General features: G+C 63.4%; 14 protein-coding genes. 9 read left to right on the forward strand and 5 right to left on the reverse strand.

What is annotated here, in order from left to right; genetic code table 11:
* Positions 1–7: 7 nt before the first annotated feature.
* Positions 8–1012 (reverse strand): 5-dehydro-2-deoxygluconokinase, encoded by a 1005-nt coding sequence (iolC, locus tag AC2FNS_RS12980; RefSeq protein WP_496712584.1) that lies wholly within the window; start codon positions 1010–1012, stop codon positions 8–10.
* A 95-nt stretch (positions 1013–1107) separates the two neighbouring features.
* Between iolC and AC2FNS_RS12985 the strand changes: the two genes are divergently transcribed.
* Together AC2FNS_RS12985 and AC2FNS_RS12990 are read left to right on the forward strand one after the other, a co-directional pair.
* Positions 1108–2211 carry a Gfo/Idh/MocA family protein gene (locus tag AC2FNS_RS12985; protein ID WP_496712586.1) on the forward strand — a complete coding sequence of 368 codons (1104 nt, stop codon included), beginning with the start codon at positions 1108–1110 and terminating at the stop codon, positions 2209–2211.
* A gap of 43 nt (positions 2212–2254) precedes the next feature.
* Positions 2255–3388 carry a Gfo/Idh/MocA family protein gene (locus tag AC2FNS_RS12990; protein ID WP_496712588.1) on the forward strand — a complete coding sequence of 378 codons (1134 nt, stop codon included), beginning with the start codon at positions 2255–2257 and terminating at the stop codon, positions 3386–3388.
* Here AC2FNS_RS12990 and AC2FNS_RS12995 read toward each other — a convergent pair whose 3' ends face one another.
* Positions 3389–4387: a LacI family DNA-binding transcriptional regulator gene (locus AC2FNS_RS12995; RefSeq protein ID WP_496680586.1), complete on the reverse strand. Its 999-nt coding sequence runs from the start codon at positions 4385–4387 to the stop codon at positions 3389–3391.
* A gap of 246 nt (positions 4388–4633) precedes the next feature.
* On the opposite strand from AC2FNS_RS12995, the gene AC2FNS_RS13000 reads away from it, so the two are divergent.
* A complete protein-coding gene (locus AC2FNS_RS13000; RefSeq protein ID WP_170342542.1) occupies positions 4634–5740 on the forward strand; it encodes a saccharopine dehydrogenase family protein in 1107 nt (368 codons plus the stop codon).
* Positions 5741–5757: 17 nt separating this feature from the next.
* Positions 5758–7257: an L-piperidine-6-carboxylate dehydrogenase gene (gene amaB / locus AC2FNS_RS13005; protein WP_496712614.1), complete on the forward strand. Its 1500-nt coding sequence runs from the start codon at positions 5758–5760 to the stop codon at positions 7255–7257.
* A gap of 34 nt (positions 7258–7291) precedes the next feature.
* Here amaB and AC2FNS_RS13010 read toward each other — a convergent pair whose 3' ends face one another.
* A complete protein-coding gene (locus AC2FNS_RS13010; RefSeq protein WP_496712589.1) occupies positions 7292–8869 on the reverse strand; it encodes a DUF5928 domain-containing protein in 1578 nt (525 codons plus the stop codon).
* Between the two features lie 142 nt (positions 8870–9011).
* Here AC2FNS_RS13010 and AC2FNS_RS13015 point away from each other — a divergent pair, with 142 nt between their 5' ends.
* Positions 9012–9830 carry a sulfotransferase family protein gene (locus AC2FNS_RS13015; RefSeq protein ID WP_496712591.1) on the forward strand — a complete coding sequence of 273 codons (819 nt, stop codon included), beginning with the start codon at positions 9012–9014 and terminating at the stop codon, positions 9828–9830.
* A 199-nt stretch (positions 9831–10029) separates the two neighbouring features.
* Here AC2FNS_RS13015 and ilvD read toward each other — a convergent pair whose 3' ends face one another.
* Positions 10030–11862 carry a dihydroxy-acid dehydratase gene (gene ilvD / locus AC2FNS_RS13020; protein WP_496712593.1) on the reverse strand — a complete coding sequence of 611 codons (1833 nt, stop codon included), beginning with the start codon at positions 11860–11862 and terminating at the stop codon, positions 10030–10032.
* Positions 11863–11967: 105 nt separating this feature from the next.
* Between ilvD and AC2FNS_RS13025 the strand changes: the two genes are divergently transcribed.
* The 4 genes from AC2FNS_RS13025 to AC2FNS_RS13040 all read left to right on the forward strand — a co-directional run bounded on the left by AC2FNS_RS13025 (position 11968) and on the right by AC2FNS_RS13040 (position 14942).
* Positions 11968–12531 carry a helix-turn-helix domain-containing protein gene (locus AC2FNS_RS13025; protein WP_496712594.1) on the forward strand — a complete coding sequence of 188 codons (564 nt, stop codon included), beginning with the start codon at positions 11968–11970 and terminating at the stop codon, positions 12529–12531.
* Positions 12532–12553: 22 nt separating this feature from the next.
* Positions 12554–12823 carry a CBU_0592 family membrane protein gene (locus AC2FNS_RS13030; RefSeq protein ID WP_496712595.1) on the forward strand — a complete coding sequence of 90 codons (270 nt, stop codon included), beginning with the start codon at positions 12554–12556 and terminating at the stop codon, positions 12821–12823.
* Between the two features lie 80 nt (positions 12824–12903).
* Positions 12904–13758, forward strand: coding sequence for a 3-mercaptopyruvate sulfurtransferase (sseA, locus tag AC2FNS_RS13035; protein WP_496680546.1), 855 nt, complete (start codon positions 12904–12906; stop codon positions 13756–13758).
* A complete protein-coding gene (locus AC2FNS_RS13040) occupies positions 13758–14942 on the forward strand; it encodes an amino acid aminotransferase (protein WP_496712597.1) in 1185 nt (394 codons plus the stop codon). Before sseA ends, AC2FNS_RS13040 begins: the two co-directional genes overlap by 1 nt.
* A gap of 69 nt (positions 14943–15011) precedes the next feature.
* On the opposite strand, the gene AC2FNS_RS13045 is transcribed toward AC2FNS_RS13040, so the two are convergent.
* Positions 15012–16340 carry an ammonium transporter gene (locus AC2FNS_RS13045; RefSeq protein ID WP_496712598.1) on the reverse strand — a complete coding sequence of 443 codons (1329 nt, stop codon included), beginning with the start codon at positions 16338–16340 and terminating at the stop codon, positions 15012–15014.
* Positions 16341–16353 lie beyond the last annotated feature (13 nt).

Raw genomic sequence — 16353 nt, forward strand, 5'->3', positions numbered from 1 at the left:
GGCTCTCCTATCCGGCCGGGGTGGGGCCGGGGTGGGACGCAAGGAAAGCGTCCAGGTCTTCGGTGGTTGGCATGGCGGGCGCGCAGCCTGGTTTGGACACGACGATCGAGGCGCAGGCCGATCCGCGCAACACCGCCTGTTCCAGCGAATGGCCCGCCGCGATCGAGGCCAGCAGCCCGGCCATGAAGCTGTCGCCCGCGCCGTTGGGTTTGACGGCGGTGACCGGGTAGATGCCCGTGTGGATCTCTTGCCCGTCGGTCAGGGTGACGGCGCCCTTTTCGCCCATCTTGTAGATGACGATGCGGCCGGGTTTCTCGGCCAGATCGCAGGCTTTCCGGAAGCCTTTCTCGATCCCGCCGGCCATGAAGCCGAACTCTTCGTCATTACCGACGATCATGTCGCTGGCCTCGCCCGCGCGCGACAGCACATCCGCGGCGACCTGCGCCGAGGGCCAGCTGTAGGGCCGGTAGTCGATGTCGAAGATCACCGGCAGGCCAGCCTTGCGCGCGTTGTCGAAGGCGCGGAACGTGGCGCTGCGCGACGGTTCGGCGGCAAACACGGTTCCGGCCGAGATTACTGCGCTGAAGCGGCCATAGTCGACTCGGTCCATGTCATCTGCGGTGACCTGGAAATCGACGGCGCCGTTTCGGTAGATGACGTTCTGAAAGTCTTCGATGCAGCTTTCATAGACGGCCAGAGACGTGCGGTATTCACCGCCGACGACGCGAATGTAGGACGTGTCCACGCCGTAGTGGTGCAGCTTGTTCAGGCAGAACCGACCTACCGCGTCATCCGAGACGGAGGTGATCAGCGACGCCTGGCTGCCCAGCTTGACCAGACCTGCGCAGATATTCGCGGACGAGCCGCCCAGATCGGCGCGAAACATGTCGGCATGTTCGCTTTTGACACCGACCGGATCGGCGAACAGGTCCATGCCGGCCCGGCCGAAAACGGCAAACCGGTTTCCTTTGATTCCGTCGATCAAGTGACTCAAACTGTTCCTCCCAGGCATTTTGACCCGCCGATCCGATGGATCTTGCATTGGATCGATTCTCACGATACTGATTTTGCAACCGGTTGCAATCAGTATGTTCGGAGCCGCCCAAAATGCCAGAAATCGGAATTGGAATCGTCGGAGGCGGCTATATGGGCAAGGCCCATTCGGTGGCCATGTCCGCCGTGGGCGCAGTGTTTGACACCGCGCTCAGACCGCGGCTCGAGATGATCTGCGCCTCAAGCCCCGATAGCGCCGAACGCTACCGCGCCGCCTACGGCTTCCGACGCGCCACGGCCGACTGGCAGGCGCTGGTCACTGACGCGGCGGTCGAGGCCGTCGTGATCGCATCGCCCCAGTCCACGCACCGGCAGATCGCCGAGGCGGCGCTGGCGCTGGGCAAGCCGGTGCTGTGCGAAAAACCGCTGGGCGCGTCGCTTGAGGACAGTCGCGCCATGGTGGCGGCGGCCGAGGCCTCGGGCACCGTCAACATGGTCGGGTTCAACTATATCCGCACCCCGGCCAGCCAGTTTGCCCGCCAGCTGATCGCCGACGGCGCGATTGGCGACATCACATGGTTCCGCGGTGAACATACCGAGGATTTCTATGCCGACCCCGAGGCCCCGGCGACTTGGCGCACGACCGGTATGGCCAACGGCACCATCGGTGATCTGGCGCCGCACATGGTCAATGGCGCGCTGGCTCTGGTTGGGCCGATCGCGCAGGTTATGGCCGATGTGGAAACCGTTCACCACACCCGCCCGGGCGGCGCGGTTACCAATGACGATCAAGCCCAGATGATGTGCCGGTTTGAAAACGGCGTCATGGGGAACCTTTATTTCAGCCGCATCGCGACCGGCCGCAAGATGGGTTATGCCTACGAGATCTCAGGCACCAAGGGCGCGATCCGTTTTGACCAAGAGGATCAGAACGCCCTGTGGCTCTATCGCCGCGAAGGCCCCGAGGCCCAGCGCGGTTTCACCAAGATCCTGACCGGTCCGGCGCATCCCGATTATGAGCCCTTTTGCCAGGGTCCCGGCCACGGCACCGGATATCAGGATCAGATCATCATCGAGGCCAAGGATTTTCTGACCGCCATTCACTCCGGCCGGAACATCTGGCCGACCTTCCGGGACGGGCACGAGGTCAACCGGGTGTTGGCCGCAGCTCTGGCCTCAGCCGACAGTCGCGGTTGGCAGGACGTCAGCGCGTTCTAGGCCCGACACGTTTTCCAACATCGTTCGCAGAGAGACCAAGACCATGGCAAAGTTGAAATGGGGCATGATCGGGGGCGGAGAAGGCAGCCAGATCGGGCCCGCCCACCGTCTGGGCGCACAGGCCGACGGCCTGTTCGAATTCGCCGCCGGCGCGCTGGACCACCGGCCCGAAGAGGGACGCGCCTATGCGCAGCGGCTGGGTGTGCCCGCCGACCGGGCCTATGGCGACTGGCAGGAAATGCTGGCCGGCGAAAAGGACCGGCCCGACCGGATCGACCTTGTGACCATCGCCACCCCGAACGCGACCCATTTCGAGATCGCTAAAGCGTATCTCGAGGCCGGGTTCAACGTCCTGTGCGAAAAGCCGATGACCATGACCGTGGAAGAGGGCGAGGAGATCGTGCGCGTGGCCCGGGCCTCGGGCAAGATCTGTGCGGTCAACTACTGCTATTCGGCCTATCCGATGGTGCGACAGGCCCGCGCCATGGTCCGCGCCGGAGAGATCGGCAAGGTGCGCCTGGTCGTCACCAATTTCAGCCACGGCCATCATGGGGATGCCACCGACGCGGACAATCCGCGCGTGCGCTGGCGCTATGATCCGGCCATGGCGGGCGTGTCGGGGCAATTCGCCGATTGCGGCATCCACGCGCTGCACATGGCCAGCTTCATCTGCGATGACGAGGTCGCGACGCTGTCGGCCGACATGGCCTCGACCATTCCCAGCCGTCAGTTGGAAGACGACGCCATGGTCAATTTTCGGATGGAGGGCGGCACCGTGGGCCGGTTGTGGACCTCGTCCGTGGCGATCGGGCGGCAGCACGGGTTCGATATCCAGGTCTTCGGCGAAACCGGTGGGTTGCGCTGGGCGTCCGAACATCCCAACCAGCTGTTCTACACACCGGTCGGTGGACGCACGCAGATCATCGAAAAGGGAGAGGGCGGCCTGCATGAAGACGCGATGCGCCTGTCGCGCGTGGCGATTGCCCATCCCGAGGGCTTTCCGCTGGCCGTGGCCAATATCTATTGCGATTTGGCAGACGCGATCCGGGGTGAGCCGCGGGACGGGCTGCCCGATGCCGCCGATGGCGTCCGCTCGATTGCCGCGGTGCACGCAGCGGTGGCCTCGGCCCGGGCGGAGGGCGCCTGGCAGGACGCGCGCCCGCCGATGTTCCGCTGATCAGGGGCGGGGCCGCAACGTGCCCCGCTCGATCACCCGGCAGGGGAAAATCCGCGCCTCGGGGTAGCGATCGGGCGTCTTCAGCATCTCTTCGACCAGATCGACCGACGCGGTGATGATCTGCTTGATCGGCTGATGGATGGTCGTCAGGTTGATGTATTCCCAGCGCGACATCTCCATGTCGTTCAGGCCGATGATCCCGATATCGGTGCCGGGTTTCAGCCCGTGGTCGGCCAGCGCCGACAGCGCCCCGATCGACAGGATGTCGTCGCCGCAGAAATAGGCCTGCGCCGGCTCACCCGCCAGCAGGCGCAGCATCTCGGCCCGGCCGGACTCGAAGGAATAAGCCCCGGCGAAAGAGTGGCTGACCGGAATCTGCGGATGGTTGGCCATTTCCTCGATGAAGCCCCGTTGCCGGTCCAGCGCCGAGGTCGCATCGACTGGCCCGCCCAGGTAGCCCACGCTGGCATAGCCCCGCGCGACCAACTCGCGCGCGGCCATGCGTCCGCATTCCACATTGTCGATGCCCACCACATGCACCTCGGGCGAGGTCGCCGAGCGCCCGAAGGTGTGCACCACCGGCACCCCTGCATCGTGGAACGCCTTGGCAAAGCTGGGTGGCAGGGTCGACGAGGCGACGATTACCGCATCCACTGAATATTGCCGCAGCATGCGCACAGAATTGGCGGGCTCGGTCTCGTCGGTCAGGTTCACGATCAGGGGGCGCAGCCCGCGTTCCTGCAGGGCGCGGGTGAACTGGTCGAAAACCTCAAGGAAGATCGGGTTGTGGAAGTTGTTCGAGATCAGGCCGATCAGCTTGGTCCGCCCCGTCGTCAGCGACGAGGCCAGCGCGTTGGGGCTGTAGCCCAGTTCCTTGGCGGCCTTTTCCACTTTGGCGCGGGTCTTGGCCGAGACCGAGGCGCCCGGCGTGAAGGTGCGCGACACAGCCGACCGCGACACCCCGGCCAAGGCCGCAACTTCCTTCAGCGTAACGCCCAACTGCTTGCTCTCCTCTATGCGGTCGATTGGATCTGTTGAATGTCGCATCATTGCAAAAATGGTGCAATCGGTTGCAAAGCATTTCCTCCCCTGACTTCAGGTTTCGAAGCGCTGCGGATCTCGATCTGACATTTTGATTCAATTACCGTCAATATGACGGAAAAGCTGTCCGTTTCGTCAACTCGATTGCTGTGCTCGGACGGCGGCGCGGTCATACTGGAACCAGAGCAGAGGAGGAGGCGCGCAATGAGTTGGAACATCTGCGTCGTCGGGGCCGGGAAGATCGGACAGATGATCGCCGCCCTGTTGAAGAAATCGCACAACTACACTGTAACCGTGGCCGATCATGACCTGACGGCCCTGTCGGCGTTGAACAGGCAGGGCATCACCACCCGCCAGATCGACGCGGGCGACGAAGCCGGGCTGGCACAGGGGGTTGCAGGGTTCGATGCGGTGATCTCGGCCGCACCGTTTTTCCTGACGCCTGCCATCGCCAAGGCAGCCAAGGCCGCGGGTGCGCATTATTTCGACCTGACCGAGGATGTCGCCGCCACGAACGCCGTGCGCGAACTGGCCCGCGACAGCGGCACCGCCTTCATGCCGCAATGCGGGTTGGCACCGGGTTTCGTTGGCATTGCGGGGGCCTCTCTTGCGGCCGGGTTCGACACGCTGGACAGCCTGCACATGCGGGTGGGCGCGCTGCCGCTCTATCCGACAAATGCGCTGAAATACAATCTGACCTGGTCCACCGACGGGCTGATCAACGAATACTGCAACCCTTGCGACGCCATCGTGAATGGCGAGCGGGTCAAGACCGCGCCGCTCGAGGATTACGAGATCATCGGCCATGACGGTGTGGAATACGAATGCTTCAACACCTCGGGCGGCCTGGGCACGTTGCCCGAGACGCTGGCCGGCAAGGCCCGGGCGGTGTCCTATCGCTCGATCCGCTATCCCGGCCATCGCGACATCCTGAAACTGCTGTTGACGGATCTGGGCCTGGGCCAGCGCCGCGACCTGTTGAAGGACATCTTTGAATCTGCGCTGCCGCGCACCGATCAGGACGTGGTTCTGGTCTATTGCACGGCCAAGGGCATGATCGACGGGGCACTGCGCGAGAAATCCCTGATCAACAAATCCTTTGCCCGCACCATCGACGGCCAGGTCTGGAGTGCGATCCAGATCACCACCGCCGCCGGCGTTCTGGGCGTGGTCGATCTGATGCGCACCGGCGCACTGCCCACCCAAGGCTTTGTCCGGCAAGAGCAGGTCCGGCTGGATGATTTCCTGAACACCGAATTCGGCCAGCTGTACCGCGCTGGCGAAGTGACCCCCCAGAACAAGGCGGCCTGAACATGAAAGACGTAGTCATGACTGCAGAACACACACTCGAAAAACTGGGCCTGACGGCGGCCGAGCTGACCGGCGGCACGCTGGAGGTCCGCTCGCCCATCGACGGCCGCGTGCTGGCGCGGGTGCATGAAACGCCTGTTGCCGACATGGACGCGGTCTTTGCCCGCGCCACGGCGGCCTTCAAGGCTTGGCGCACCGTGCCCGCCCCGCGCCGGGGCGAGCTGATCCGCCTGCTGGGCGAGGAATTGCGCGCGGCCAAGGAGGACCTGGGCGCGCTGGTCAGCTGGGAGGCCGGCAAGATCACCTCGGAAGGTTTGGGCGAAGTGCAGGAGATGATCGACATCTGCGATTTCGCCGTCGGCCTGTCGCGGCAGCTGTATGGCCTGACCATCGCCTCCGAACGCCCCGGCCACCGGATGATGGAGACGTGGCACCCGGCCGGGCCGGTCGGCGTGATCTCGGCCTTCAACTTCCCGGTCGCGGTCTGGTCGTGGAACGCGGCGCTGGCGTTGGTCTGCGGCGATCCGGTGATCTGGAAACCGTCCGAGAAAACGCCCCTCACCGCGATGGCCTGTCAGAAGATCTTTGAAAAGGCCGTGGCTCGGTTCGGCGACGCGCCCGACGGGCTGCTGCAACTGCTGATCGGCGGCGCCGATCTGGGCAAGGCGCTTGTGGCCAGCGAGACGGTGCCGATCATTTCGGCCACCGGCTCGACCCGAATGGGCCGCGCGGTCGCGCCGATCGTGGCGCAGCGGTTCGGCAAGTGCATCCTGGAACTGGGCGGTAACAACGCCATGATCGTGGGCCCCTCGGCCGACCTGGAAATGGCGGTGCGGGCCATCGTGTTCTCGGCCGTGGGCACCGCGGGTCAGCGCTGTACCTCGCTGCGGCGGCTGATCGTGCACAACTCGATCCGTGCCGATCTGGTTGCGCGGCTGAAAAAAGCCTATGCCGGTCTGCCCATCGGTGATCCGCTGGCCGAAGGCACGCTGGTCGGGCCGCTGGTGGATGAGGCCTCGGGGCAGGCGATGGAGGCCGCGCTGAAGGCGGCCGAGGCCGAGGGCGGCACCGTCTTCGGCGGCAAGCGCGTCACCGACGGTGTGCCCGAGGGCGGTGTCTACATACAGCCCGCGATCGCCGAAATGCCGGGCCAAACCGAGATCGTGAAGACCGAAACCTTTGCGCCGATCCTCTATGTCATGGGCTACGACGGTTTCGACGAGGCGCTCGAGATGCAGAACGACGTGCCGCAGGGCCTGTCGTCTTGCGTATTCACGCTGAACATGCGCGAGGCGGAGCAGTTCCTGTCGCCCGCCGGGTCCGATTGCGGCATCGCCAACGTGAATATCGGCCCCTCGGGCGCCGAGATCGGCGGCGCGTTCGGCGGTGAGAAGGAAACCGGTGGCGGACGCGAAAGCGGCTCGGACGCCTGGAAGGGCTATATGCGGCGGCAGACGAACACGATCAATTATTCGGCCGAGCTGCCCCTGGCGCAGGGCGTCAAGTTCGACATCTGACCGCCCGGTCCGGCGGCCCGGTGCGGCCGGGCCGTCAATCGGCGAACAGGTAGTCCAGCCGCAAAATGGCACGTGCGGTTTCTTCAGGCACCCCCAGAAACTTTGAGATCGCGTCGACGTTTTCCGCCGGCTCTCCGGTTTCGCGCAGCCGGTGGAATCGGTCCAGCCCGGCGCTGCGCAATTGTTCGGATTCATAGGCCAGATCGCTGCGGATCGTGGGCAGCAGACGCTGGACCGTGGCGGCGGGTGAGTTCTGCCCGGCCAGCCCGACCCGGTGGGCATGCCCCACCAGGTAGTCGTCGGAATAGGTGCATTGCACCTCCAGAACGTGGGTGCGGGCACGGTCCGAACAGAAATCCTGCACGATGTCCAGGCTGGCCGGGTCCAGGCAGATGACCAGCTTGTCGGTGTCGAAATGATCGAACAGCAGCCGCATCACCGCGCGGCGATGGCGTGACCGCTTGACCAGCGTCGTCTCGATCCCGCCCAGATCGGGCAGGGGGGCGGCTTCTTCGTTGAACAGGTATTCGATGCAGGGCAGGTTGGTTTCAGAGGCGATCTGGTCGATCAGCCGTTTGGCCACGTGCCATTTCTTGCACACTACAAGATACAGGTCGCGATCGGGGCCGATCGTGTTGGCGACCTCCCAGAAGCGGGGGGCGAAACGGCGGCCCACACGGCCGCGGCCCGTCAGGAAACCATGCAGGTTGCGGCCCTCGTTCGAGATCTGGAACGCGACCCCTTCGCTGGCATAGAGCGCCCCCAACTTCTGTTTCAGCTGATGTGCCTCGGGGCTGATCTTGCGCGCGAACAGGTAATCCTGGCTCAGCAGCATGTCGTAGTGATCGTTGTAGAAGGTCACCGGCATGCCGTAGTCGGAAAACATCAGGAACGTGAGTGTGCGGTTCTCGATCTCCGAGCGCGGGATCAGGTGCCGCACGAGGGTCTGAAAGAAGGTCTCGTCCGGAATCCAGGTCGTCGCGAAGAACCGGATCACGTCCCGGCGCTGGCGCAGAAACGCGAGGATCGCCTCGATCGTGCGGCGGCGCAGGCACCACCACTGGCTGCCGATCATGATCTGGAGATCCTCCGGGATCTCGCGAGTCAGCCCCAGGCGCTTCTGGACCTCGTAGGCGGCATAGAACAGTTTGCTCTGGGTGCGTTCGTTGAAATAGTGGCGATAGATCAGCCGGTCTTCCTTCATGCCGGTCTTGATCCAGTCGCTGGCGAAGAAATCGTGGCTTTCGATGAAGTCCTTGTCGTTTTCATCCAGAAAGCGATGGGCGTATTCCGCAGTCTTGATCGCCATGCAGTCGCCCGACAGCATGTAGAAATGGGTGGCGCGGGGGAAGGCCTCGACCGCGGCCTGCACCGCATGCAGAGAAGCCTGCACCAACGACCATTCGCCCCAGCCGCATTTGATCCGTTTTTTGGCGAAGGCGACGTTGGGGCTGTTTTTCAATGCGTCCCGGATGCGGCTGAAATCGGCCGCCGAGGCGCTGGCGTCGAAATGAATCGCGATGTAGTCGCCGACCGCCGTCAGGCGTTGGGCCTGCGCGATGATCGCGTCGGGGTCTTTGTGACACAGCAGAACATAGGCGATTCTGGCCATTGGCGTGGTTGTTTTCCGTTACTGCCCGGTTCCGACCGTGATACTGAGGATGAACGATTGAATAAACAGAATATTTTTGCTTGTCTGGCGCCAAAAGCTGGCTCATCACCCTGAGACTCGGCTGGCAGAGGAGGCATGGCAGATGGGACTTCCCGGCACATGGATGACCGAGAGCGAAAGCATGGTCTATCGCGTGGTGCCCAAATGCGCCTGCTCGACCATCGGGCAGATCATGTATTACTCCGATCATGGCCGGTTCTTTGATGGCGATATCCACGACGCCAAAGACGGGATGCACAAATGGGCGTTTGACCACAGCCAGGATGTGATCTCGGCCAATGTGCGCGGGCACAAGTCCTTCGCCTTCACCTGCGTGCGCAACCCCTATACGCGGATCCTCAGTTCGTTCTTCGACAAGATCTGCGGCATTCAGCGCAACGGGAAACGGTACCGGGGCAATCTGGTGCCGACGCTGATCTACAATTACGGGATCGAGGTCGGGGGCGAAGACGGCAAGGGCGAATTCGACCAGATCGCCAGTTTCCGCCGGTTTCTTCTGTTTGCCCGCGACACGATCCGTTGGCGCCGACCGATGGACCCGGACATCCACTGGTCGGCCATGTCGGGGCATGTCTCGACCTTCATCGTGAATGGCGGGCGCTATGACCGGATATTCTGGACCGAGAAGTTCAACGAGGGCATGCAGGGCGTGCTGGATCAGATCGAAACGCCCCACCCTGTGACTCTGTCCGAAATCCCGCGCTTCAACGAGTCCGAAGGCCACGGCCCCAAACGCGCGCATCCGGTCGAGGACTATTTCGACGACCTGTCGATGCATCTGGTCTACGAGATCTACAAGCAGGATTTTGAACTGTTCAAATACGATTTCGAAAATCCGGCCAACAAGATGCCGACGGGTGAAATCGATCTGGATGAGATTCACGCCAAGCTGGGTGATTGATCTCATAGGCAGGGGTGCTCCCACCCATCCTCGATGTCTCTGGCGAGACACCTCCTCTGGTTGGGCTGGGCGACGCGCACAGCGCGGCGCCCGGCCCAAGGCTGACGGAGGCAGCGGCGCAGCCGATGGGTCCTGTCAGACGCGGGAGCCCTTTGGATTCAGGCAACGGACCGGCCCGCATGACGCGGGCCGTCAGCGTTCAGACCTGACGCACCGCGCCTTTTGCGGCGCTGGTGGCCAGCTTCGCATAGGCTTTCAACGCCGTGGACACCTTGCGTTTGCGCGGCTGGGCCGGCTCCCAGCCTTTCGCGTCCTGCGCCTTGCGGCGTTCGGCCAGTTCCTCGTCGGATACGGCCAGGTGGATCGAGCGGTTGGGGATGTCGATCTCGATCGTGTCCCCGTTCTGCACCAGACCGATCTCGCCGCCTTCGGCCGCCTCGGGCGAGACGTGGCCGATCGACAGGCCCGAGGTGCCGCCCGAGAACCGCCCGTCGGTCAGCAGTGCGCAGGCTTTGCCCAGGCCCTTGGATTTCAGGTACGAGGTCGGGTACAGCATCTCCTGCATGCCCGGCCCGCCGCGGGGGCCTTCATACCGGATCACGACCACGTCGCCTTCCTTGACCTTGCCGGTCAGGATGTCGTTCACCGCCTGGTCCTGGCTTTCGCAGACATAGGCGGTGCCGGTGAATTTCAGGATGTTCTCATCCACACCTGCGGTCTTCACGATGCAGCCGTCGCGCGCGATGTTGCCGAACAGAACGGCCAGACCGCCATCCTGGCTGAACGCATGTTCCTTGGACCGAATCACGCCGTTTGCCCGGTCTGTGTCCAGTTCCTTGTAGCGGTTCGACTGGCTGAAGGCCTGTGTCGTGCGTACACCGCCCGGCGCGGCCTTGAACAACTCCTGCGCCTTGGGGTTGTTGGTCACCTTGATGTCCCAGTTGGCGATCGCCTCGGCCATTGTGGCCGAATGCACCGTACAGCAGTCGTCATGCAGCAGACCGGCGCGGCTCAGCTCACCCAGGATCGAGAAGATGCCGCCCGCGCGGTGCACGTCCTCCATGTGGACGTTTTCAGTGTTGGGCGCGACCTTGCACAGGCAGGGAACCTTGCGGCTGAGGCGGTCCATGTCGGACATGGTGAAATCCACCTCGCCCTCATGCGCGATGGCCAGCAGGTGCAGCACCGTGTTGGTCGAGCCGCCCATGGCGATGTCCAGGCTCATGGCGTTTTCGAAGGCCTCGAAGGTCGCAATCTCGCGCGGGAGGAAGCCTTTTTCGTTCAACTCATAGTGACGCTTGGTGATCTCGACGATGCGACGCCCGGCTTCCAGGAACAGCTCCTTGCGGTCGGCATGGGTGGCCAGGGTCGAGCCATTGCCCGGCAGCGCCAGACCCAGCGCCTCGGCCAGGCAGTTCATGGAATTCGCCGTGAACATGCCCGAGCACGACCCACAAGTGGGGCAGGCGTTTTCTTCGATATGTTTGACCTGCTCGTCGGTGTATTTGTCATCGGCGGCGGCGACCATGGCATCGACCAGGTCGATCTTCTTCACATCCAGATCAGCAATGTCGATCTTGCCGGCCTCCATCGGGCCGCCCGAGACAAAGATGGCCGGGATGTTCAGCCGCATCGCCGCCATCAGCATGCCCGGGGTGATCTTGTCGCAGTTCGAGATGCAGACCATCGCATCGGCGCAATGCGCGTTGACCATGTATTCGACGCTGTCGGCGATGATCTCGCGCGAGGGCAGCGAATACAGCATCCCGTCATGGCCCATGGCGATGCCGTCATCGACGGCGATGGTGTTGAACTCTTTGGCTACACCGCCGGCGGCCTCGACCTCGCGGGCGACCATCTGACCCAGATCCTTGAGGTGGACGTGCCCCGGCACGAATTGCGTGAACGAGTTGACGATGGCGATGATCGGCTTGCCGAAATCGTCGTCTCCCATCCCGGTGGCGCGCCACAGGCCGCGGGCACCGGCCATGTTGCGGCCATGGGTCGAAGTTCTGGATCGGTACATTGGCATGATGCTGTTTCCCTTTTGCCCGGTTGCAAAACCAGGGTTGCGTGCGTTATAGCGCACGTAGCACATGTGCGTTATAACGCACAAGGTAAATCGCGGGACGTGGCCATGGAATCGGACGACATCACCCTGAAACTCAGAGACGTCCGGACGGCATCGGGGCTGAGCCTCGCCAAAGCGGCCGAATTGACCGGGGTCAGCAAGGCCATGCTGGGCCAGATCGAACGCGGAGAATCAAGCCCCACCATCGCGACGCTGTGGAAGATCGCCAAGGGGTTCCAGATGCCGCTGAGCGCGCTGATCGGCACCAGCGCCCTGCGCGACCCGGCGGATGCGGCCCGGTTCCGCACCGTGACCTTTCCGGGCAGTCTGAAGGTCAAGATCGTCTTTCCCTTCGACCCGGTTCTGGGGGCCGAGACCTTTCACGTCGAACTGGACCGCAACCAATGCCACGAATCCCCCGCCCATGCCGCCGGCGTAACCGAGGAAGTCTTTGTACTGAGCGGCGCGCTCGAGGTGCTGCGGAACGGCGAATGGGTGCCGCTGAGCGCGGGCCAGGGGCTGCGCTTTCCGGCCGACCTGCCGCATGGCTATCGCGCCGGGCCCGAGGGCGCGGCCTTCTTGAACATGCATCACTACGGACACCGGCCCGCGACCGCTGCGGCCGGTTGATACGGCGGAAGGAGATGACCCGATGACGGAATTCCTGAACGGCCTGACGCTGGCCGATGGCATCGGGTCCTTCGGGGCGCTGATCGTGGTTGCGGCCTATTTCGCCACCCAGATGCGGATGATGAATTCCGACGATCTGGCCTTTCCGGTGGTCAACCTGGTAGGGTCGGTTTTGATCGTCTATTCGCTGCTGCAGAACTTCAACCTGGCCTCGATGCTGATCGAAAGCTTCTGGATCGCCATCAGCGTGATCGGCATCATCCAGCATTTCCGCCTGCGACGGGTGCGATAGGGCCGCAGGGACCCGATCCAGCCTTGAACCCGCACCCTTGCACGTATAGGGAAATCCTTGCGCGTATAGGGGAGGCTTTGATGCTGGACGATCCAAAAACCCTTGTTTCCACCGAATGGCTGGCCGCCCACCTAAAGGACCCGGATCTGCGGATCCTCGACGCCTCGTGGTACCTGCCGCAGCAAGGGCGCGACGCCCGGGCCGAGTACGAGGCCGGACATATTCCCGGCGCACGGTTCTTCGACATCGACGAGATTTCGGACCACCGCTCGGACCTGCCGCACATGGCCCCTCCGGTCGAGAAATTCATGTCGCGCCTGCGGGCCATGGGCGTGGGCGACGGCCATCAGGTTGTGGTCTATGACGGCGCGGGCCTGTTTTCGGCGGCGCGGGTCTGGTGGCTGTTCCGCCTGATGGGGCAAGAGAACATCGCGGTTCTGGACGGTGGCCTGCCCAAATGGGTCGCCGAAGGGCGCGAGATCGAGGATCTGCCCCCCGTCATCCGTGACCGCCACATGACCGTGCGTGTGCAGAACCACCTGGTCCGCGACGTGACCCAGGTATCGGCCGCCGCCAAGCTGGCCGATCACGAAATCATCGACGCCCGCGCGGCCGACCGTTTCGCCGGAACCCAGCCCGAACCGCGCGAAGGTTTGCGGGCAGGGCACATCCCCGGCTCGCGCAACGTGCCCTTCGGACAGTTGCTGAACCCCGATGGCACCATGAAATCGCCCGAGGACTGCCGCGCGGTGTTCGAAGCCGCAGGCGTCGATCTGTCGAAACCTGCGATCACCACCTGCGGGTCGGGCGTGACCGCCGCGATCCTCAGCCTTGCGCTCGAGCGCATGGGCAAGAAAGACCATGCACTTTATGACGGCAGCTGGGCCGAATGGGGCGCCTTCCCGACCCTGCCCGTCGCAACCGGAGACTCCTGATGTTCGAGAACCTCAAGCCGCAGCCAGCCGACAAGATCCTGGCGCTGATGCAGATGTATCGCGATGACCCGCGCGAGCAGAAGATCGACCTGGGCGTCGGCGTCTACAAGAATGCCGAGGGCGTGACGCCCGTCATGCGCGCGGTCAAGGCCGCCGAGCATCGCATCTGGGAAGAACAGCAGACCAAGGCCTATACCGGGCTGGCCGGTGACCCGGCCTATGCCGATGCGATGATCGCGCTGATACTGGGCACCAGCGTGCCGCGCGCCAATATTGCCGCCGTGGCCACACCGGGCGGCACCGGTGCCTGCCGTCAGGCATTCGAACTGATCCGCATGGCTAACCCCTCGGCCCGGGTGTTCGTGTCGAACCCGACCTGGCCCAATCACATCTCGATCCTGAACTATCTGGGCATCGAAACCGTCGCCTACCGCTATTTCGACGAGGAAACCCGCGGCGTCGATTTCGACGGCATGATCGAGGACCTCAAGACTGCCAAGGCGGGCGACGTGGTGCTGTTGCATGGCTGCTGCCACAACCCAACCGGCGCCAACCTGAACATGGTGCAGTGGCAAGAGGTGGTGAACCTGATCAACGACCGCGGCTTGGTGGCGATGATCGACATCGCCTATCAGGGCTTTGGCGACGGTCTGAACGAGGATGCGCAGGCGACCCGGCTGGTCGCTTCTTCGGTCAAGGAATGCCTGATCGCGGCGTCTTGCTCGAAGAATTTCGGTGTCTACCGCGAGCGCACCGGCCTGCTGATGGCTGTCAGCGCCGATGCGGGCCAGACCGCGCTGAACCAGGGCACGCTGGCGTTTCTGAACCGCCAGAACTATTCGTTCCCGCCGGATCACGGCGCGCGCGTGGTGACCACGATCCTGATGGATGAGGGTCTGCGCGCTGATTGGATGGCCGAACTGGAAGAGGTGCGCCTGTCGATGCTGGGCCTGCGCCGCCAACTGGCGGATGAGCTGCAGCGGCTGAGCGGATCGGACCGGTTCGGCTTCCTGGCCCAGCATCGCGGCATGTTCTCGCGCCTTGGCGCCTCGCCCGAACTGGTCGAGAAGCTGCGGGTCGAACACGGCATCTACATGGTCGGCGACAGCCGCATGAACATCGCCGGGTTGAATGATGCCACCGTGCCGATCCTCGCCAAGGCCATCATCGACGTCGGCGTCTGAGCTCAGACATTTCTCAAAAAAGAAACCCGGGCACGAATGCCCGGGTTTTTTGTTTGGTTTGAAAAGGGTTCAGCCCTTCGAGAACTCGGGATAGGCTTCCATGCCCAGCTCGCCCATGTCGAGGCCGTTGATCTCTTCTTCCTCGCCGACCCGCAGGCCGACGGTGGCCTTGAGGATCGAGAACAGGATGAAGCTCACCACGAAGACAAAGATCCCGATGGCTGCAAAGCCGATGATCTGGGTCACGAAGGATGCGTCGCCGTTGGTCCAGGCAACGATGAAGGTGCCCCAGAAGCCCGCGATCAGGTGAACCGGGATGGCGCCGACCACGTCGTCGATCTTCATCTTGTCCAGCAGCGGCACGGTGTAGACTACGATCACGCCACCGATGCCGCCGATGATCAGTGCCTGGAACAGCGACGGTGCCAGCGGTTCCGCGGTGATCGAGACCAGCCCGGCCAGCGCGCCGTTCAGAACCATGGTCAGGTCGACCTTGCCATACAACACCTGGGTCAGGATCAGGGCAGCGACGGCGCCGGCGGCAGCGGCCATGTTGGTGTTGGCGAAGATGCGGCTGATGTCAGCCATGTCGCCGATCGTGCCCATGGCCAGCTGCGAGCCGCCATTGAAACCGAACCAGCCCAGCCACAGGATGAACGTACCCAGGGTGGCAAGCGCCAGGTTCGAGCCGGGGATCGGAACGACCTTTCCGTCCTTGCTGTACTTGCCGATCCGGGGGCCCAACACGATCGCACCGGCCAGTGCGGCAAAGCCACCTGCGGCATGCACAAGGGTCGAGCCTGCGAAATCGCTGAAGCCCATTTCGGACAGCCAGCCGCCGCCCCACTGCCACGAGGCTTCGATCGGGTAGATGACACCGGTCAGGACGATCACGAAGATGAAGAAGGGCCACAGCTTGACCCGCTCGGCCATGGTGCCCGACACGATCGAGGCGGTGGTGGCGCAGAACATCAGCTGGAAGAAGAAGTCCGAACCGACCGACGCATAGGACAGATCGGTTTCGACGCCTTCAAGGCCGACCGGTTCCAACGAGGTGGGCGAGAAGGCACCCAGAATGCCGGTGATGGTCCAGCCGTCGCCCGGATACATCAGGTTGAAGCCGACCAGCCAGTACATGATGGCTGCAAAAGAAAACAGGCCGATGTTCTTGACCAACTGCATGGCCACGTTTTTGGAGCGCACCAGACCGGCCTCGAGCATGGCAAAGCCCGCGGCCATCCAGAACACCAGGAAGCCGCCCATCAGGAACAGCAGCGAAGTCAGGATATATTGCGTATGCTGCGCGGTTTCGCCGGTTGCGGCGGTCTCCTGCGCCAGGCCCATCTGCGGCAGCGCGACGATCGCGGCGGCAGGGATGAGTGATTTCATCAGGTTCATGTTCAGTCCTCGA

It is taken from the genome of Ruegeria sp. BHSA191 (assembly GCF_059613325.1).